At 65.0% G+C, this 17,933-nt stretch carries 18 protein-coding genes and 1 tRNA gene; 9 read left to right on the top strand and 10 right to left on the bottom strand.

What is annotated here, in order from left to right:
* On the top strand, positions 1–291 hold a 291-nt coding region (locus IH615_RS07000), incomplete at its 5' end, for a hypothetical protein (RefSeq protein ID WP_291360932.1).
* A 52-nt stretch (positions 292–343) separates the two neighbouring features.
* On the opposite strand, the gene secA is transcribed toward IH615_RS07000, so the two are convergent.
* Positions 344–3,091: a preprotein translocase subunit SecA gene (gene secA, locus IH615_RS06995; protein ID WP_291360931.1), complete on the bottom strand. Its 2,748-nt coding sequence runs from the start codon at positions 3,089–3,091 to the stop codon at positions 344–346.
* Between the two features lie 389 nt (positions 3,092–3,480).
* On the opposite strand from secA, the gene IH615_RS06990 reads away from it, so the two are divergent.
* The gene (locus IH615_RS06990) at positions 3,481–4,410 is read left to right on the top strand and encodes a peptidylprolyl isomerase (RefSeq protein WP_291360930.1); all 930 of its coding nucleotides are present in this window, start codon (positions 3,481–3,483) and stop codon (positions 4,408–4,410) included.
* Positions 4,411–4,576: 166 nt separating this feature from the next.
* Here the strand turns inward: IH615_RS06990 and IH615_RS06985 are convergent, their stop codons facing one another.
* Positions 4,577–5,182: a TetR/AcrR family transcriptional regulator gene (locus tag IH615_RS06985; RefSeq protein WP_291360929.1), complete on the bottom strand. Its 606-nt coding sequence runs from the start codon at positions 5,180–5,182 to the stop codon at positions 4,577–4,579.
* A 99-nt stretch (positions 5,183–5,281) separates the two neighbouring features.
* On the opposite strand from IH615_RS06985, the gene IH615_RS06980 reads away from it, so the two are divergent.
* From IH615_RS06980 to IH615_RS06970, 3 genes are all read left to right on the top strand, one after another.
* Complete coding sequence (locus tag IH615_RS06980) at positions 5,282–5,524, top strand: hypothetical protein (protein WP_291360927.1); 243 nt, start codon at positions 5,282–5,284, stop codon at positions 5,522–5,524.
* A 378-nt stretch (positions 5,525–5,902) separates the two neighbouring features.
* Positions 5,903–6,712 carry a thermonuclease family protein gene (locus IH615_RS06975; protein WP_291360925.1) on the top strand — a complete coding sequence of 270 codons (810 nt, stop codon included), beginning with the start codon at positions 5,903–5,905 and terminating at the stop codon, positions 6,710–6,712.
* Between the two features lie 38 nt (positions 6,713–6,750).
* A complete protein-coding gene (locus IH615_RS06970; protein ID WP_291360923.1) occupies positions 6,751–8,199 on the top strand; it encodes a M48 family metalloprotease in 1,449 nt (482 codons plus the stop codon).
* A gap of 9 nt (positions 8,200–8,208) precedes the next feature.
* Here IH615_RS06970 and IH615_RS06965 read toward each other — a convergent pair whose 3' ends face one another.
* From IH615_RS06965 to argJ, 4 genes are read right to left on the bottom strand one after another with little or no spacing between them, the layout of a single operon-like run.
* Positions 8,209–8,409: a Flp family type IVb pilin gene (locus tag IH615_RS06965; protein WP_291360921.1), complete on the bottom strand. Its 201-nt coding sequence runs from the start codon at positions 8,407–8,409 to the stop codon at positions 8,209–8,211.
* 18 nt (positions 8,410–8,427) lie between these two features.
* Complete coding sequence (locus tag IH615_RS06960) at positions 8,428–8,832, bottom strand: (deoxy)nucleoside triphosphate pyrophosphohydrolase (RefSeq protein WP_291360920.1); 405 nt, start codon at positions 8,830–8,832, stop codon at positions 8,428–8,430.
* Positions 8,829–9,575: a GNAT family N-acetyltransferase gene (locus IH615_RS06955; protein WP_291360918.1), complete on the bottom strand. Its 747-nt coding sequence runs from the start codon at positions 9,573–9,575 to the stop codon at positions 8,829–8,831. The genes IH615_RS06960 and IH615_RS06955 overlap by 4 nt, the downstream gene beginning before the upstream one ends.
* A 1-nt stretch (position 9,576) precedes the next feature.
* Entirely contained in the window at positions 9,577–10,812 is a 1,236-nt protein-coding gene (gene argJ / locus IH615_RS06950; RefSeq protein ID WP_291360916.1) for a bifunctional glutamate N-acetyltransferase/amino-acid acetyltransferase ArgJ, read from the bottom strand.
* A gap of 587 nt (positions 10,813–11,399) precedes the next feature.
* Here argJ and IH615_RS06945 point away from each other — a divergent pair.
* A tRNA-Arg gene (locus IH615_RS06945) sits at positions 11,400–11,476 on the top strand.
* Between the two features lie 27 nt (positions 11,477–11,503).
* Positions 11,504–11,803 (top strand): DUF1905 domain-containing protein, encoded by a 300-nt coding sequence (locus IH615_RS06940; RefSeq protein ID WP_291360915.1) that lies wholly within the window; start codon positions 11,504–11,506, stop codon positions 11,801–11,803.
* A gap of 1 nt (position 11,804) precedes the next feature.
* Here the strand turns inward: IH615_RS06940 and IH615_RS06935 are convergent, their stop codons facing one another.
* Both IH615_RS06935 and IH615_RS06930 read right to left on the bottom strand, forming a co-directional pair.
* Positions 11,805–12,446: a ThuA domain-containing protein gene (locus IH615_RS06935; RefSeq protein WP_291360914.1), complete on the bottom strand. Its 642-nt coding sequence runs from the start codon at positions 12,444–12,446 to the stop codon at positions 11,805–11,807.
* Between the two features lie 56 nt (positions 12,447–12,502).
* Positions 12,503–13,714 carry an ROK family transcriptional regulator gene (locus IH615_RS06930; RefSeq protein ID WP_291360912.1) on the bottom strand — a complete coding sequence of 404 codons (1,212 nt, stop codon included), beginning with the start codon at positions 13,712–13,714 and terminating at the stop codon, positions 12,503–12,505.
* A gap of 213 nt (positions 13,715–13,927) precedes the next feature.
* Here IH615_RS06930 and IH615_RS06925 point away from each other — a divergent pair, with 213 nt between their 5' ends.
* Together IH615_RS06925 and IH615_RS06920 are read left to right on the top strand one after the other, a co-directional pair.
* The gene (locus IH615_RS06925) at positions 13,928–14,416 is read left to right on the top strand and encodes a CAP domain-containing protein (RefSeq protein WP_291360910.1); all 489 of its coding nucleotides are present in this window, start codon (positions 13,928–13,930) and stop codon (positions 14,414–14,416) included.
* Positions 14,406–14,633, top strand: a complete 228-nt coding sequence (locus tag IH615_RS06920; protein WP_291360908.1) for a sulfurtransferase TusA family protein — start codon at positions 14,406–14,408, stop codon at positions 14,631–14,633. The genes IH615_RS06925 and IH615_RS06920 overlap by 11 nt, the downstream gene beginning before the upstream one ends.
* A gap of 11 nt (positions 14,634–14,644) precedes the next feature.
* Here the strand turns inward: IH615_RS06920 and IH615_RS06915 are convergent, their stop codons facing one another.
* Both IH615_RS06915 and IH615_RS06910 read right to left on the bottom strand, forming a co-directional pair.
* Positions 14,645–15,001: a hypothetical protein gene (locus IH615_RS06915; protein ID WP_291360906.1), complete on the bottom strand. Its 357-nt coding sequence runs from the start codon at positions 14,999–15,001 to the stop codon at positions 14,645–14,647.
* A 784-nt stretch (positions 15,002–15,785) separates the two neighbouring features.
* On the bottom strand, positions 15,786–17,669 hold the full coding sequence (locus tag IH615_RS06910; protein WP_291360904.1) for an alpha/beta fold hydrolase: 1,884 nt from the start codon (positions 17,667–17,669) through the stop codon (positions 15,786–15,788).
* Between the last annotated feature and the right edge of the window lie 264 nt (positions 17,670–17,933).

Below are 17,933 nucleotides of genomic sequence, written 5' to 3'. Positions count from 1 at the left end.
GCCCTGCCGGCGGCCGCACCGGCGACACCGGCAACGACCGCCGAGGGCGGCGACTGCCTGCCATCAGGCACGCGCTTCATGGTGGCGGCGGGCGACCGCTACCCCGTTTGCGGCACGGGCGCAGTGGTGGAAATCGGCTCGGTCGACGATGGCTTCATCTCGCTGGCCGACGGCACCGTCATCGCCCAGGGTGGCAACATCGCCCTGCCCAACAGCGCCTGCATGATCGGCGTCGTCCCCTCCGACGGCGCCGCCATCAGCGGCTATGCCGAGATCAGGGTGACCTGCTAAAGCAAAAGGCCCGGATCGCTCCGGGCCTTCGTTATTCCATCAGCAGGCGCCTCTAGAACGCGCCGTGGCAGTGCTTGAACTTCTTGCCCGATCCGCACGGGCATGGAGCATTGCGCGACACGCCTTCGAGCAGCTTGGGGTCGATCGGCTTCAGCGACGGATCGCCGCCCGTCGCGCCCAGCGCACCGGCAATGCTCTCGCCGCCCTGATCGGCATCGTTCTCGCCGGTCAGCGGGTCGATATGGGTTTCGCGCAGGCGGCTGAGGTCGGGCACCGGCGGCGCCACTGGCCGCGGCTGCAGCTCGACATGGCTGAGCTGGGTGGTCACCAGTTCGCGCAGGTTTGCCAGCAGGCTCTGGAACAGCTCATAGGCTTCCTGCTTGTATTCGTTTAGCGGATCGCGCTGGGCAATGCCGCGCCAGCCCACCACCTTGGAGAGGTGATCGAGCGTCACCAGGTGCTCGCGCCACAGCCCGTCGATCGACTGCAGCAGGATGGACTTTTCCACCTGCCGCATGATGGTCGGGTTGGGCGAACCGGCAGCCGCCATATTGGCGATGGTGCGCTCTTCCTTGGCGGCAGCAGCAGCATCGGCCGCGGCGATCAGCCGCTCGGTGATGATCTCGGGGTCGATGCCTTCCTCGGCCGCCCATGCCTTCACCGGCACGTCGATATTGAGATAGGTCTTGGCCGCCGCCTCGAGCTGCTCGACATTCCACTGCTCGGGATAGGAGCGCGGCGGAATGGCCTTGCTCACGATATTGTCGACCACGTCATGGCGCATCTCGACCACGGTCTCGCTGACATCCTCGGCATCCATCAATTCGATGCGCTGCTCGAAGATCACCTTGCGCTGATCGTTCATCACGTCGTCGTATTTGAGGATGTTCTTGCGGATGTCGAAGTTGCGTGCCTCGACCTTGCCCTGGGCCCGCTCGATCGCCTTGGTCACCCATGGATGGGTGATGCTCTCGCCCTGCTCCAGCCCCAGCTTGCCCAGCATGGAATCCATACTGTCCACCGGGAAGATGCGCATCAGGTCGTCCTGCAGCGACAGGAAGAAGGCCGAATGGCCCGGATCGCCCTGGCGGCCGGAACGACCGCGCAGCTGGTTATCGATGCGGCGCGATTCATGCCGTTCGGTGCCGATGACCATCAGGCCACCCGCAGCCAGCGCCTTGGCCTTGTCGGCCGCAATGGTCGACTTGATATCGGCGATCTTGGCCTCGCGGGCCTCGCCCTCGAGCCCCTCGGTCTCGCGCTGGATGCGCATTTCGAGATTGCCGCCCAGCTGGATATCGGTACCGCGGCCCGCCATGTTGGTGGCGATGGTGATGGCACCCGGCAGACCGGCATCGGCGACGATGAAGGCTTCCTGCTCGTGGTGGCGGGCATTGAGCACGTTCATGCTGCCCACATTCTTCTGGCGCAGCAGCTCGGCCAGCATCTCGCTCTTTTCGATCGAGGTCGTGCCGACCAGCACGGGCTGGCCGCGGTCCTGGCACTGCTTGATCAGGTCGGCAATGGCGTCGAACTTCTCGGCCGCCGTGCGGAAGATGGCATCTTCATCATCGACGCGCTGCACCGGCACGTTGGTCGGCACGGTGACGACGTCCAGCTTGTAGATGTCGGCAAATTCCTCGGCCTCGGTCGCCGCGGTGCCGGTCATACCGGCCAGTTTCTTGTAGAGGCGGAAATAGTTCTGGAAGGTGATCGAGGCCAGCGTCTGGTTTTCCGGCTGGATCTTGACGTGTTCCTTGGCTTCCAGCGCCTGGTGCAGGCCTTCCGAATAGCGGCGGCCCGGCATCATGCGGCCCGAGAACTCGTCGATGATGACCACTTCGTCATTGCGGACGATATAGTCCTTGTCCTTGCGGAACAGCTTGTGCGCCCGCAAGGCCGAATTGGCGTGATGCACCAGCGCGACGTTTTCCACGTCATAGAGCGAGCCCGCCTTGAGCAGCCCCTCTTCGGCCAGCCTGGCCTCGAGTTTCTCGATGCCGGCATCGGTGAAGGTGGCGGCGCGATGCTTTTCGTCGAGCTCGAAATCGGCCTCGTCGATGATGGGCATCAGCGCATCGATCTTGGTATAGAGCTCGCTGCGGTCGTCCGACGGGCCCGAAATGATCAGCGGCGTGCGCGCCTCGTCGATCAGGATCGAGTCCACCTCGTCCACGATCGCGAATTCATGGCCGCGCTGCACCATCTGGGCGCGCGTATATTTCATGTTGTCGCGCAGATAGTCGAAGCCCAGCTCGTTATTGGTGCCGTAGGTGATGTCGGCGGCATAGGCGGCCTTGCGCTCGGTATCGGTCATGCCATGCACGATGATGCCGGTGGAAAGGCCCAGGAAATTATAGATCTGGCCCATCCAGGCCGCGTCGCGCTTGACCAGGTAATCGTTGACCGTCACCAGATGCGCGCCCTTGCCGGGCAGCGCGTTCAGATACATTGGCAGCGTCGCCACCAGCGTCTTGCCTTCACCGGTGCGCATCTCGGCAATGCTGCGCTCGTTCATCGCCATGCCGCCGATCAGCTGCACGTCGAAATGCCGCATGCCCAGCACGCGCTTGGAGGCCTCGCGCACCGTGGCAAAGGCGGGAACGATCAGGTCGCTGAGATCGACGCCCTGTTCGAGCTGCGCCCGGAACTCGGCGGTCTTGGCGCGAAGCTCCTCGTCGCTGAGCTTTTCGAACTGGGCTTCGAGCGCGTTGATCTGCGCCACCTTGCCCTGGAACCGCTTGACGTGCCTGTCGGACGGAGACCCGAAGATCCGCCGGGCGAGCGCAGCAAGTGCCATATGTCAGGTCCTTTTATGACTCATCGGGGCGGGCTGGGGAGGTGCGGAATAAGGGACCGTTCGGCCGCGTCGACGCGATGAGAAAGCCTTTCCGGCTTTGAATTTCTGGTATCCCGCCATGCGGCGGAAAAGCGGGTGAGATGTAAGAGCGGCCCCCTGTCTTGTCAACGCCGCCGAAATGGGCGACACCTTCCTGCCCCTGCCGGAAAGGCCCGGCGGAAACGGGATTTTCGGCACTTGGTTGCTCACAAGGCGCGGCGCGGCACATTTTGGCCCCGTTGGCGTGTGAGGGGCAGGCCCAAGACCCGCCGGCCCACCAGGGCGTGCGTATCGCCGACACCAACGAGCCAGGACGCGAACACCCAAGCGCCGGCCAGGAGACCGACCCGATGACATTTTCCCCTTCCCGCCTCGCCCGCACCGTGAGCGTCCTGGCGCTCATGCTGGCCGCTGGCGCCATTGCCCCCGCTTTGGCGCAGGACGCTGCTCCCGCGGCGCCAGCGGCCGAAGCCGCGCCGGTTTCGCCCGACGCCGTCGTGGCCACGGTCGGCGGTGAGCCGATAACCGAGGCCGATCTCAGCTTTGCGGCCGAGGACCTGACCCAGGAACTCAGCCAGATGCCCGCCGAGCAGCGCAAGCCCTTCCTGCTGCGCGTGCTGATCGACATGAAGGTGATGGCCAAGGCCGGCAAGGATGCCGGCATGGCCGATACGCCGCTGTTCCAGCAGCGCCTCAACTATCTCGAGGAACGCGCGCTGCGCCGCGCCTTCTTTGCCGAGACCATCGCCAATGCGGTGACCGAGGAAACCGTGCGCGCCGAATATGACAAGTTCGTTGCCGAGTTCACCCCGGCCGACGAAATCCGCGCCAGCCACATCCTGGTGGCCGAGGAAGCCGAAGCCAATGCCATCAAGGCCGAGCTCGATGGCGGCGCCGATTTCGCCACCCTGGCCAAGGAAAAGTCGATCGATCCCGGCGCGGCCAATGGCGGCGATCTGGGCTTCTTCGGCAAGGGCATGATGGTGGCCCCATTCGAAGCCGCCGCTTTCGCGCTGGCCGATGTCGGCCAGGTCTCGGCCCCGGTGCAGTCCCAGTTCGGCTGGCACATCATTCGCCTCGAAGAAAAGCGCCAGTCGGCCCCGCCCGCCTTCGAGCAGGTCGCTGGCCAGCTGCAGCAGCAATTGCTGATGACCACCTTCGACGACACCGTGGCCCGGCTGATGGATGGCGTCGCCATCGACATCCCCGACGCCGCCCTCAAGGCCGCCGTCGACGCCCAGACCGAAACCGAAGCCGGCGCGGAAGCCCCGGCACAATAAGGCGTGATATCTGGGAGCCCCGATCTTCTCCCTCCCCCTTGTGGGGAGGGTGGCCCCGTAGGGGTCGGGTGGGGGAAGTCCAGAACGCAATGCCCGAGAGACCCTCACCCTCAGTCCCTCCCCGCAAGGGGGAGGGAGGCCGATCCGGGCTCCGCAGCAACAGCTCCTAAGCCAGCAACCCCCGCACCATCTGCCGCGCCACCTTGCGCAACTCCACCGGATCGCGCTCGATCCGCCCGGTCAGCAGGCGCTTCCAGATGAAGCCGGCCAGCACATCGGCGCAAAGCCCCACATCGACATCGTCGGCCAGTTCGCCCCGGTCTATGCCACGCTGGAAGATCTGCCCGCTCTGTAGGCGCCGTTCAGCCGCGTAGACCCGCAGCGATTCCGCCGCTGCTTCATCGCGCTGGGCCTCAGCCACGATGAAGCGAAACACCTGCCCGGCGCCGGTATCGCCCCAATGGGCGAAAACCCCCGTCAGGAACGCGAAGACATCGCCCTCGACGGTTCCGGTGTCCATATGCACCGTGTCCGGCTTCTGCCGGTGATAGACGTCGAGCAGCAGGGCCGTCTTGCCTGGCCACCATTTGTAGATGGTTGGCTTGCCCGCCCGGGCGCGCCTGGCCACCGCCTCGATGGAAAATCCCGCTATCCCGACCTCCGCCATGATGGCTTCGGCTGCCTCCAGGATGGCCCGTTCGGTTTCCGGACTGCGGCGCGCGCCGATGGATCGGCGACGGTCGTCGCTGTCGTCTGCTGCAAGCTCGCTCATTCTGCCAATATGGGCCAAAAAGACTCCGAAGCAAAGCACTTGAACGAAACGTGTCGTTCCGTTATACAACGAAACGTACCGTTTCAATGGAGTCTGCCGATGCAACCCCCTCTTTCCGCCCGCCTGCGCATGGCCCTGGTCATGAGCGTCTTCGTCTATCCGGTCGTGACCCTCTATCTCTACATCCTGATGCCGCTGACCACAGGCTGGGAAATGTGGCAGCGCAGCCTGGTCCTCGTGCCCTTCATGGCCACTACCATCGTCATGCTGGTCGTCCCCTTCATCACCAAGCGTTTCGGCGCCTTCATCGCCGGCAAGAAGCCGGTGAAAGCGGTGGCCTGACCCCGTCCCGGCCACGGCCGGGGCGCCCGCCCGAATGCGCTTGCCCGACAGGCAAGGAACACGCCCGACCCATCCCGCCACCGTTCTCCTGAAGCCGGCCCACGCGGGTGATGAGTAGAATATGCGGGATCTCGGACCGGGGGGATAAGTTGTTGGCTACCTGCTTGCCAACAACGCCCACCCCATCCGCGGATATGATTCCGGCGAAGGCCGCGGGCCCTGCGGTGACCCTCCCGGCCGCGGATGGCGCGGCGCTACCGAAATGGATCGGTCTCGCCGGATTGAAACACGCCCCAGGCGTCATCACGCCTGCGCGATCGTTCATCTTTTTTTGCCGCATTTGCGTGCATGGTGAACGAACCATTTCCGGGGCACCCTTTGTTCAAGACCAGTCTCGTCCACCTCGCAACGCTGGCGGCGCTCAATTCCGTTTCGGTGGCAACGCTTGCCTGCGAGCAGCTGCGCATGGAGCCGGGCGGCATCGTTACGGCGGTCACCGATGGCGACACGGTGATTCTCGACGATGGCCGCGTGATCAGGATGATTGGCACGCAGGCGCCCAAATTGCCGCTGGACCGCCCGGATTTCCCCACCTGGCCGCTGGCGCCAGAGGCCAGGGCGGCGCTGGCATCCGTCACTCTTAACCAGCCCGTGCGGCTGGGCTTTGGCGGCGAGACCGTGGATCGTTATGGCCGGGTGCTGGCCCATGTGTTTGTCGATGGACCACAGGGCGAGGTCTGGGCGCAGCAGGCCATGGTTGCGCAGGGTCTGGCTCGGGTCTATTCCTTCCCCGACAATCGCGCCTGCCTTGATTTGCTGTTCGCGGCCGAAGGGCGCGCCCGGCTGGCCGGGCTTGGCATCTGGTCCGATCCCTATTACAGCACTCGTGCGGCGAACGCGCCCGGCGACCTCCTCGCCCGGGCCGGCCAATATGAACTTGTCGAAGGCAGGGTCCTTCTCGCCGAACAACGCGGCGGGCGGGTCTATCTCAATTTCGGCCGGTTCTGGAAGGAAGACTTCACCGCCGTGATCGAAGCCCCGGCCTTGCGCCTGTTTGCCCAGGCCGGAATCGATCCGCTGGTGCTGGAAAACGCGCTGGTGCGTATCCGTGGATGGGTGGACGACCGGGATGGTCCACGCATCGAAATAACCCATCCCGAGCAGATCGAGGTTTTGGCGACACGATGATGGGGTTCGGGCATATCGCCAGGGGTTTGCAGACGGGAATGCGCAATGGGCTGCTGGCGGCATCGCTGCTGGCGCTGAGCGCCTGCACGAGCCTGACCGGCACCAATGTCGCCGTCACCCAGACGGGCGACAGTCCTGCGCCGACCGTCGTGCCCGAAGGCACCGAGCCCGATGACGTCGTCATCGGCCGCCGCGAGCACCCGCGCATCATCGCTGCCTATGGCGGGGTCTATTCCGACCGCCCGGCCGAGATCATGGTGGCGCGCATCGTCAGCCGCCTGCTGGCCGCCGCCAACCAGCCCAATGCCCAGTTCCAGGTGACCATCCTCGACAGTTCCGAGGTCAACGCCTTTGCCCTGCCCGGCGGCTATATCTATGTGACGCGCGGCATCCTGGCGCTCGCCTCCGACACCAGCGAACTGGCGGCCGTGCTGGCGCACGAAATCGCCCACGTCACCCTGCGCCACGCCCGCGCCCGCACCGATCGCACCCGCACCACCGAAATCGTCGACCGCGTCATCACCGGCGTCTTTGGCGGCGACACCTCGACCGACGCCACCGCCAACCGCACGCGCCAGTCGATGGCCGCCTTTGGCCAGAGCCAGGAGCTCGAAGCAGACCGCGAGGGCATCAAGTTTGCCGGCAAGGCGGGTTACGATCCGCAGGCCGCCGCCCGGTTTCTCGGCGTCATGAGCCGCTTTGCCAGCTTCTCGGTGGGCGAGAATGGCGGCGCCGGCTTCCTCTCCTCCCATCCCACCACGCCTGCCCGTATCCAGGAGGCGATGGACACCGCCCGCACCATGTTCGGCCAGGGCAATATGGGCGAGGTCGATCGCGACGGCTATCTCGCCTCGATCGCCGGACTCACCTTCGGCGACAGCCCGGCCCAGGGCTCGATCGTCGGACGCCGGTTCATCCATACCGCCTCCAAATTCACCTTCACGGTGCCCGAGGGCTATACGCTGCAGAATTCGCAGAGCGCGGTGGTCGGCGTGGCCGGCGATGGCGAAGCCGTGCGCTTCGACAGCGCCGAGGTACAGGCCAACGTGCCGCTGGCCGATTATCTGCGCTCGGGTTGGATCGCCGGGCTAAAGGCCGACAGCGTCACCACCCAGAGCTACAATGGCGTCGAGATGGCCTCGGGCCTGGCCCAGACCGACCAGTGGTTCTTCCGCGTTTCGGTGATGCGTCTGGACGGGCAGGTCTACCGCTTCATCTTTGCCGCCAAGTCCGACAGCAGCCGCTTCGCCCAGGGTGCCGAGGCGACCCTCAAGAGCTTCCGCCGCGCCGAAAGCGCCGATCTCAACCTAGTGCGCAAGGTGGCCGTGCGCGTCGTGACGGCCAAGGCCGGCGACAGTGCCGATTCGCTCGCCCGCCAGATGGCCGGCCTGCATCGCGGCAGCGAGCTCTTCTACATCATCAACGACCTCTATCCCGGCGATCCGGTGGTGTCGGGCGAGAAGTACAAGGTCGTGGTGCTGCAATAGCCCGGCGGACTAGTTCATCTTTGCCGATTGAGTGGCGATAACTTCCGCTGCGCTGCCGGTCCCGTCGCTCATCAGGTTGACCAACGAATTGCCCAGGATCGAGAAGCTGGCAATCACAGCCACCGCGATCAACGCGGCGATCAGGCCATATTCGATGGCCGTGGCGGCGCTGTCATCGTCGCGGAAAGCCTTGATCATCTCAGCCAACATGCTTGCCCCTGACCGGAACTAGAGCAGATCGCAGAGCGCTGCGATCAACGGTTCGTCCGCTGGTGGCATGGGATAGTCCCGCAACTGCCGCGGACGCACCCATTTGAGGGCACTATGCTCCCGCGGCTCTGGCGTCCCCTGCCATTTCCGACAGGCATAGAGTGGCATCAACAGGTGAAAATTATCGTAAGAGTGACTGGCAAACGATACGGGAGCCAGGCACGCGGTCTTGGTGGAGATGCCCAGCTCTTCCTCCAGTTCCCTTATCAGCGCCGCCTCGGGCGTCTCACCCGCCTCGACCTTGCCACCAGGAAACTCCCACAGCCCGGCCATGGCCTTGCCCTGGGGGCGCTGCGCAATCAGCACCCGCCGGTCGGCATCCACCAGCGCCACGGCGACAACGAGCAGCAGGGACTGGCTCATGCCGCGGCCGGCACGCGGTAGGTGTAGTCATATTGGTGACGGTAGCCGAGCCCGGCATAGAGCGCCTTGCCCGCTTCGTTGTCCGCCTGGACGTTGAGCGCGGCCACGCTGGCACCATGGCCCTTGGCCCAGGCCAGCCCCGTCCGCATCATGGCGGCGCCAAGCCCCTGGCGGCGGCGCGTCTTGTCCGCAATGACATTGCCGGTGATGACGATGCCATCGGCGATCGCCATCAGCCCTGAGGCGACCGGCACGCCATCCCGCTCCACCACGATGCCCGCGGCGGGTACCGCCATGACCGCGAGCACGGCGCGCATGCGGGCCACCTGCGCGTCCGGATAGCCCTGCAGCTGCTGCTGCGCCCCGAGAAAATCGGGATCGAGCAGATCTGTTATCCGCCCATCCGCATCCGGCTCATGCTCGCCCAGCGGCATGGCATAGAGGTAGCTGTGGTCGATGGTCTGCCAGCCAGCCGTATCGAGGGCAGCATTGAGGCTCGGGCTGGCCAGCGGGGTGTTGCGGACAACCGGCGGAATGCCGCGCGCCTTGAACCACTCTATCCCGGCGGCAAGGCGATCGGCGGCATGGTCGCCGTCATCAGGATCGAAGCACTGCAGGGAATTGGCGCGCTTGGTATAGCCGCCAGCCGCGCGGCGCACCCAGGCGCCGTCCCATTCCACCTCGATGCCCGGCCAGGCCTTGAGCCCCGCCCGTTCGATGGCAAGCGTATCGGGCAGCGCCATGTCAGCTCCGATAATCGCCATTGATGGTGATGTAGCCATGCGTCAGGTCGCAGGTATAGACCGTCGCCCGGCCCTCGCCGAGCCCGAGACTGACCGTCAGTTCCAGTTCCTCGCCCTTCATATAGGCCGAGGTGGCGGCCTCGTCATAGCCGGTGGCACGCTCGCCATCCTTGGCCACCAGCAGGTCGCCGAAGCGGATAGCCAATTTGTCGCGATCGGCCGGTTCGCCGGCCTTGCCCACGGCCATCACCACGCGGCCCCAATTGGCGTCCTCGCCGGCAATGGCGGTCTTGACCAGCGGCGAGTCGGCAATGGACTTGGCAATGCGGAAGGCGCTGGCGTCGGAGGTGGCGCCCTCGACATGCACCGAGACCTGCTTGGTCGCACCCTCGCCATCGCGCACCACCTGGATGGCAAGGTCGAGCAGCACATCCCGCAGCGCCTCGCCGAAGATCTCGGCCCGCGGATCGTCAAGGCTCTCGATCGCCTCGACCGCCGCCTTGCCGGTGGCGAAGGCCAGCAGCGTATCCGACGTCGAGGTGTCGCTGTCGACGGTGATGGCGTTGAAGCTGGTCGATACATGCCGGGCCAGCAGCGCCTGCAGCACTGGCGCCGCGATGGGCATGTCGGTGACCACGAAGCTGAGCATGGTGGCCATGTCGGGGGCAATCATGCCCGAGCCCTTGGCGATGCCGTTGATTTTGACCTCGACCCCGTCGATGTCGAGCACCGCGCCCGAGAGCTTGGGGAAGGTATCTGTCGTCATGATGGCCTTGGCCGGCTCGATCCAGGGCGTTTCGGCCATACGCGTTGCCGCCTCATCGAGCACGCCGGCGAACTTCTCGGCGGCCAGCGGCTCGCCGATGACGCCGGTCGAGGCAAGAAAGATTTCGCTCGGGCTGCAGCCCAGGGCCTTGGCCGCGAAATCGGCGGTCAGCACCACGCTCTGCTTGCCCCTGGCCCCGGTAAAGGCATTGGCATTGCCCGAATTGACCACCAGCCCGCGCGCCGTGCCATTGGGCAGGTTGGCCCGGCACCAGTCGACGGCCGCCGACGAGCATTTCGAGCGCGTCAGCACGCCAGCCGCCGTGGTGCCCGCGTCAAAGGCCATCAGCAGCACGTCGGTACGGTTCTTGTACTTGATGCCGGCTTCGGCCGTGGCAAAGCGCACCCCTGCAATCGCGGGCAGGTCCGGATAGGATTTGGGAGCGAGCGGGGAAACCGGGTGGGCAGCCATGGCAAAGTCCTCATGCGAAGTGGCAAGGGTTTGCCCGAAACATGCGGCAACCGCAAGACATGCGGAAGCGCCGCCCAGCCCTGCGGCGTCGCGGTTACACGGCATGAAGCGGCTTTCGCCCCGACGGCTTGCGCCGCCTGTTTGAGTTATTGAAGAGGCGAAAGCCGCTTCACACGAATGGGGTTTTGGGCAGGTTCGGGCCAGGTACGCTGTATCGCAAGCGCAGCTGCCGGGTTTCCCCTGCCTGGACCAGGCGACCCCGATCCACCCATCTCCCCGCCCGATGCTTCGTCGACACCGCGTGAGCGGCGGGAATGGGTGGAGTATGCAGGAAGGGTTTGGGGGCGGGGATAAGTTGTTTGTCCGAGGATCGTGGTCGTGGCCCCGCACCCTCCTACCTTCACCAAGGGGGAGGTTTTCGCTCCACTCATTTGCACGATCCAGTCACGAACACCGACGGCACCTCCACATTGATGGGGAGGCCTGGAGGTATGTGTTTGCACCGGCACTCTGGCTCCCATCCTCACCCTGCCCTTGTCGCAAACAGGGTTTCGCTGCTCCCCCGCATTTGCTATCCACGCTGTCGTGGTCTCGTAGCTCAGCAGGATAGAGCACCGGATTCCTAATCCGGGGGTCGTGGGTTCGAATCCCGCCGAGATCACCACATGACATTGCAGCCCCAAAGGGCACCATGCTGCAGTTCTCGTTCGACACGACGCTCATTGAATGGCGAGGGCCGGCGCCTTTTGTCTATGCGCCGGTGCCTCTTGAGCATGCGGGCAAGATCGAAAAGATCAGGAAGCAGGCCAGCTACGGTTGGGGCGTGATCCCCGTCACGGCGGAGATCGACGGCACGGCGTTCACCACGTCGCTCTTCCCTAGGGACGGCACCTATCTGCTGCCCGTCAAGCAGGCAGTGCGCAAGAAGAACGGCATCACCGTCGGCGATGCCGTTGCTGTAACAATCGCGATCGGACCGCGCGCGCGCTGAGCTACCGCGCCGCCCAGTTGATCCCGCGCCGCAGGATCGTGGCCATCTGCGGCACCTGGAATTCCGACGAGACGTGGCCGAGCGCCGAGTAGAACACCCGCCCCTTGCCATGCTTGCGCTTCCACACCACCGGCATGGTGACCCCATCGATCCAGCTGGCATGGTCGCCATTGAACGTGGTGGTGGCGAGGACCTCGTTGGAGGGGTCCACATGCATGTAATATTGCTCGGAATGGTAGGGGAAGCTTTCGACGCCCGCCATGATCGGATCGTCCGGCCTTGTGACATCGACGCGGTAGTCGATGATATTGCCCGGATGGGCCACCCACTGGCCGCCCACCATGAACTGGTAGTCAACCGCCTCGCGGAAGGCATCACCCATGCCGCCATGGTGGCCGGCGAGGCCAACACCCGATTCGACCGCGGCGGTAAGGTTGGAGAGTTCCTCCTTCTCGATCTTGCTCATGGTGAAGATCGGGATGATCAGGCTCAGGTCATGGATGGAGGGGTCGGCAAAGGCCTCGGTCGTATCCTCGACATAGACCTTGAAACCATCCTGCTCGAGCCAGTCCTTGTAGATCCCCGCGCATTGCTCGGGCTCGTGGCCGCTCCAGCCGCCCCAGACGATCAGTGCTTCCCGCATAATATTCTCCTCACGCGATAATAGGGCCGTCGCCATTTGGCGTCCGGCGAATGAAACTAGTGCACGGCGTGCCGCGCCGGGCCGGTGGTGCCCCAGGGCGAGCCATAGAGTTCGCCCAGCGCCACGGCCGCGGCACCACGCGCCCAGAATTCATCGCCGGCATCATCGATGACGATCTCGGCGAGATCCGTCAGCGGCGCCGGAATGGCATTGGCAAAGGCCAGCCGCAGCGGCGCCAGCAGGTGCTCGCCCAACGCCAGCGTCGTACCGACCAGGATCACCCGCGGCGGCGCGAACAGGGCCACGAGGTTGGCAATGGCAATACCCAGCGCCGCGCCGGCCCGGGCGGCCGCCTCGCGCAGCCCCGGATCGCCGGCCTCGAGCAGGCCCTTGACCTGTGCCATGCCCTGCCCCAGCCGCACCGCCTCGCTCATGCGCGGGTCGGGCTGCCTTGAGGCGAGAATGGCGCCTTCGCTGGCCAGATCGGCCAGCCGCACCGCATTGTCGCCGCCCGCGCCCATGATCATGTCGCCCAGCGTCAGGCTCAACCCATGCGCGCCGCGGAACAGCTGCCCGCCATGCATCACGCCCAGCCCCAGCGATTCCTCGATGGCGACCAGCACGAAATCATCATGGCTGCGCGCCTGCCCGAACCAGTGCTGCGCCATGGTGATGGCATTGGCGTCGCTCTCGATGATGGTATCGATGCCCAGCCGCGTGGCGATGGCCTGGTGCAGCGACACATCGAGATCGCTGAGCACGCTCGATGCCAGCACCTTGCCGGTGCCATGCTCGATAATGCCGGGGAGGCTGAGGGCAATGGTCTTGATCTGGTCGAGCCCCAGGCCCGCATCGCGCACGCAGCGGCGCACCCCGTCCTCGACGAGGTCGGCGATGACGGAGGTCGGAATCCGGTCGACGCGAACCGGCAGGACCAGGCTGGCCAGCACGTCACCCTGGAAATTGGTGGCGACGAAGACGATGCGGTTGGCGGCCAGCTTGGCCCCCACCACCCAGGCCGCATCGGGATTGAGCGCCAGCATGACGCGCGGCCGGCCGCGCAGGGTCTGGCTGCGGATATCGCCCTCGTGCCGCACGGTGATCAGCCCGTCATCGAGCAGCGAGGCGGTGATGGCCGAGACGGTGGTGGCCGAGAGGTCCGTGCGCTCGCCGATCTCGACACGGGCAATGGCGCCGTGCCGGCGGATGGTGTCGAGCACATGGAAGCGGTTGATGGCCCGCATCAGTTCGGGATCGGCGGTCTTCATGGAGAGGCGCGGCTCGCTGGCGGGCGTCCCGATTTAAATCGGGATGCAAATTAACTGCCCGACTTGTAGTCGGGTACCATACAAGTGCGCAAGGGCAATCTGCACGGCGTTAAGCGGGCGGCAGGGCTTTGCCGCTATCGAAGGGGTCACCATCTTTTGGCCTTGCTGACGCCCTAACCGGGCCGCGACCACTCTTTTGTTTCAGGATTTGCCATGACCGTTTTGCGCGCTTTCAGGCCGGCCATTCTCCCCCTCGCAGCCATTGTAGCGGGGCTGACCCTTGCCGCCTGCAGCATGGGCGGGGGCAGCGGCGCCGCCATCGCGCTGGCCCCGGGCCTTGCTGCCCGCATGGACCAGCCCGGCGCCAGCCTCGACCGCGCCCAGGCCATCTCGATGATCAACGCCTATCGCGCCACCAACGGCCTGCCTGCCCTGACGCCCGATGCGGCGCTTGACGGCACGGCCCAGGCGCTGGCCAACCAATATGCCCAGACCGGCACGCCGCCCCGGGCGCCGCAGGAGCTGACCGTGATGAAGCTCAGCGCCGGCTATGCCACCTTTGCCGAAACCTTCTCGGGCTGGCGCAACAGCCCGGCCGATGCCGTGGCGCTCAAGGCGACCGCCACCAGGGCCGGCGTCGCCGTCGCCTTCAACCCGTCCTCCACCTATGGCGTGCACTGGGTCCTCGTCCTTGACGACTGAGCCGGAAACCATCGACGCCCGCGGCCTCAAATGCCCGCTGCCGGTCCTCAAGATGGAAAAGCGCCTGGCGTCGTTGCCGCCGGGCGCTGCCCTTGTCGTGCTGGCCACCGATCCAATGGCCAAGGTGGATATCCCGCTCTATTGCCGGCAGCACGGGCATGACTGCACCGTCAGCAGCGAGGCCGACCTGCTGCGCTTTGCGATCGTAAGGGGATAGCCGGACGGGGCTCAGGCGTGGTCCGTGGCCGCGTCGGTGCCGCTGGAGAGCGTCGATCCCTGCTGCGCCTCCCGCCGCTTCAGCCAGCGCGCCACGGCGAACACCACCGTGGGCCAGAACATCGTATTGACGATGTCCTTGGGGCTGTCCCCCAGCTCGAAGCCGAACCCGCCATGCCAGTGGAACATGTCCATCAGCTCATTGGCGATCTCGAAGGCCAGAAGCGACAGCCACGGGATCCAGCTGGCCAGGGGCCGCCGGAACACCAGGGCGGCGCCGAAGAAGATCGCCAGCCCGATGTGAACGTGGAGGGCATCCTTGGTGATGCCCAAAAATTCCGATAGCTCGGTTTTGATGCCGTTATACATGTCAGTTCCCCTGGCCCGAGCAAGGTGTCAGCCAATCCTTAAGGATTGCCTGCCTCGCGGGGCGGTTTTGCCACGCACCGGCATCGGAAAGCTGTGATGGCGCCCCCGCGCAGGCAGGACGCTGGATGCCGCAATCGGGAGAGTGCCGAGGGAGCGGTATCGTTGCGGCGGTGACCGCTCCCTCTGGGGTCTTCAACGGATTATTCCGAGCCTTCCCTTGCCCACAGATACGCGGCGATGACTCGTTAGTTGCTGCATAGGTGCCCTGCATTCCCTGCACCCGCTCTGGCGGTTTTTCGTTTCCACATCGCCAGCAATCCCTGCCGGTGTTCAGCATTGAAGCCAGGCTCTGGCCGCAACTCCATAGCCTGGCTCCATGGTGCGCCAAGCGGGCGCACGCGCCGACCAGGGGACGTGAGGTCGGCGATTTGTGTTGGGTAAGCAAACTGGTTCCCGACAGCGGCCAGCCCGCGACTAGCAGGCTGGCCATGCGACACCACCTGCTTGCGCATTGTGGCATCGCCGAGTCTGTCGACACAGTGGAACCGAAAAAGCGTCGTTGCGGCGAATCCGCTTTTTCGTGGGCGTTCCTCGGTATCTCGAGGCTCTTGGAGACGGTCTCCCAGTTTGCGGGACGGGTCCACCCCGGGCGCCGCTCATCGTTAATTTCCACAGGGCGGCGACTTGGCGGCCCTCGCCTTCGAAGGGCAGCGGCCAAGCGGGCGCCCGGTTACCTGAGAATGGAATAGGCAGCCGGCCCCTCAGCAATGACTTGCCGCCGCAGCTACGCGGCTTCGGCGAGTTGGCCGAGCTTGACCTGCACCAGCAGGCTCAGTTCGTCATAGACGTTCCACTCGTCGACGATCTTGCCGTCCTTCCAGTGGTAATGACTCATGCCCATGACCTGGACGCGCTTGCCCGTCGGGTCACCCAGCTCGTTGAGGATCCCGTAGCCGAGGTGGTGGCCCTCCATGATCCAGCGCACCGCAACCTTGGTGCCGCCCTCTTCGCAGGGGTTGGACGCTACATGCTGGATTTCGTAGCTCGCATCCGGCAGCGAACCGATCAGGCCCAGATGCTGATGGATGATGGCGGCGACGCCATAGAGCTCCTTCATCAACGGGCCGTGGTATTGCGCATTGGGCGCGTAGTCCTGAGCAATGCGGCCGAACATTCGCTTGGTGAACACCTCGTGCAGCATCTCGATGGTCTGCGCCTCGATATCGTTATGGGCCAGCGAAGTATCGGCTTTCTCCGCGGGAGGCGTCTGGCCGAGGAAGCGGCGGTTCTCGCCGATATCGAGCGAGGTCAGGCCGGCATCGAACTTCTGCTTGGCGGTGCGAGCGGCGAAGTGGTTGGGGTCGAGCCCGAGCTGCTTGATAATGGCCATCTGGTCGGCCACGACCCACTCGCGGTAGATCTTGTTGCGGTGGATCATGCAGTCGGCGATCGTGCGGCTGACGAAGGGCCGGAAGGTCGGCTGGCCGAGATGCCCATATTGGGTATGGCGGCCCGAACCGGTCACCAGGTGGCTGGTATAGAAGCCGTCCTGGTCATTGCCGTTCCAGATCACCTGCGTACCCATGCCGCGGCGCTCGGGGAAGGAGACCAGCCGCTGGATGGTGTCGCGCACCACGTCCTCGCGATTGTAGATGGTGCCCGTCGTGCCATAGAGCACGCAGTTATGCGTGTAGTGGGTGTAGATCAGCCCGATATCGCGCTCGTCCCAGATCTTGTGGGTGCAGCGGATGATGTAGTCGACGATGTCGGTATAGATGTCGTCGAAGCCTTCCAGCGACTGGCTGCGCTTGCGGTTGGTCGGCGCCAGATCGGGATAGTCGCGGCGCTCGACCTGTAGCACATGCTCGTCGTTGCGAAGCGACGGTGAACCGCCCTTGGCCTTGGGGTTGGTGTCGCTGTCGCTCATGATCGCTCCTTGGTCGTCGGCCGGAATGGCTTGATGGATATCGGTCCAATCCAGCCAGTGGCGCACATGACGCGCCACCGCGGCGGGATTTTCAAGCGGAGCGAAATGCCCCGCATCGGGAATGGTAAAAAACCGGGCGCCTGCAATGGCCACTGCCATCTCGCGATGCGCCTCCAGCGGGCAGACCTGCTCGGCCTCGCCGGCCAGGATTAGCGTCGGCACAGCTATCTCGGAAAGCCGTCGCCGACTGTCGGCACGGCGGATCGCCACCTCGGACTGGCTGGCGAGAACATCGGCACCGGCGTCGCGGGCCATTGCCGAAATGACTTTGTTCAGCTCCGCGTTATCGACATTGGCGGGCGCCACGAGGCGCGGCCAGCTTTCGACGATGTAACCATCCATGCCGTGCTCGCGAGCCCTGGCGACGGCAGCGCGCCGCACCACGGCATTGCTTGCCGGATCGCGGCGCGGCGTCGTGTCGATCAGCGCCAGGCGCGCAATCCGCTCGGGCGCCTGAGCGATCATTTCGAGGGCGACAATACCGCCGAGCGAGAACCCGAGAAGCGAAAAGCGCTCCGGCGCATCGCGCAGGATGCGCGACGCAAGGTCGGGCGTCGACTCCTCGCCGCTCATTTCGACGACCGTGGCAATCGGTACGCCGAGCCGCTGCAGCATCGGGGCGAAGAGGCGTGCATCGCAGACGGTGCCCGGCAGCAGCAACAGCGGCAGGGGCACCGTCACGGCACCCTCCATCTCAACAGATGCGGGGATAACTTTATTCATCGCTGTCCGCTCGCCTCGACCATCGAGGCCGACCTCGACCAATGGCCGAGACCGATTTTGCCAGAAAACTCTGGCAAATTTTGAATACGTATGCAAGATCAAAATCAGCCGGCTGGCGGCAAGCAATTCGCCAGCAATCTCGCAGCAAATTGCCGGCATGCTTGACGCATGCCGGGTTCATTTCGCGCATTCGGAGCTGACCGCGATGACCCCTGCCCCCAC

The organism is Devosia sp., from assembly GCF_014860165.1.
In the GTDB taxonomy this organism is placed as follows: domain Bacteria; phylum Pseudomonadota; class Alphaproteobacteria; order Rhizobiales; family Devosiaceae; genus Devosia.
Note: the sequence above shows the minus strand (reverse complement) of the source record. Positions and strands in the feature narration are given on the sequence as shown.

Coding starts and splice junctions, on each gene's coding strand:
- secA (WP_291360931.1), bottom strand. CDS start 3,091: ATGGCACTTGCTGCGCTCGCCCGGCGGATCTTCGGGTCTCCGTCCGAC.
- IH615_RS06990 (WP_291360930.1), top strand. CDS start 3,481: ATGACATTTTCCCCTTCCCGCCTCGCCCGCACCGTGAGCGTCCTGGCG.
- IH615_RS06985 (WP_291360929.1), bottom strand. CDS start 5,182: ATGAGCGAGCTTGCAGCAGACGACAGCGACGACCGTCGCCGATCCATC.
- IH615_RS06980 (WP_291360927.1), top strand. CDS start 5,282: ATGCAACCCCCTCTTTCCGCCCGCCTGCGCATGGCCCTGGTCATGAGC.
- IH615_RS06970 (WP_291360923.1), top strand. CDS start 6,751: ATGCGCAATGGGCTGCTGGCGGCATCGCTGCTGGCGCTGAGCGCCTGC.
- IH615_RS06965 (WP_291360921.1), bottom strand. CDS start 8,409: ATGTTGGCTGAGATGATCAAGGCTTTCCGCGACGATGACAGCGCCGCC.
- IH615_RS06960 (WP_291360920.1), bottom strand. CDS start 8,832: ATGAGCCAGTCCCTGCTGCTCGTTGTCGCCGTGGCGCTGGTGGATGCC.
- IH615_RS06955 (WP_291360918.1), bottom strand. CDS start 9,575: ATGGCGCTGCCCGATACGCTTGCCATCGAACGGGCGGGGCTCAAGGCC.
- argJ (WP_291360916.1), bottom strand. CDS start 10,812: ATGGCTGCCCACCCGGTTTCCCCGCTCGCTCCCAAATCCTATCCGGAC.
- IH615_RS06940 (WP_291360915.1), top strand. CDS start 11,504: ATGCTGCAGTTCTCGTTCGACACGACGCTCATTGAATGGCGAGGGCCG.
- IH615_RS06935 (WP_291360914.1), bottom strand. CDS start 12,446: ATGCGGGAAGCACTGATCGTCTGGGGCGGCTGGAGCGGCCACGAGCCC.
- IH615_RS06930 (WP_291360912.1), bottom strand. CDS start 13,714: ATGAAGACCGCCGATCCCGAACTGATGCGGGCCATCAACCGCTTCCAT.
- IH615_RS06925 (WP_291360910.1), top strand. CDS start 13,928: ATGACCGTTTTGCGCGCTTTCAGGCCGGCCATTCTCCCCCTCGCAGCC.
- IH615_RS06915 (WP_291360906.1), bottom strand. CDS start 15,001: ATGTATAACGGCATCAAAACCGAGCTATCGGAATTTTTGGGCATCACC.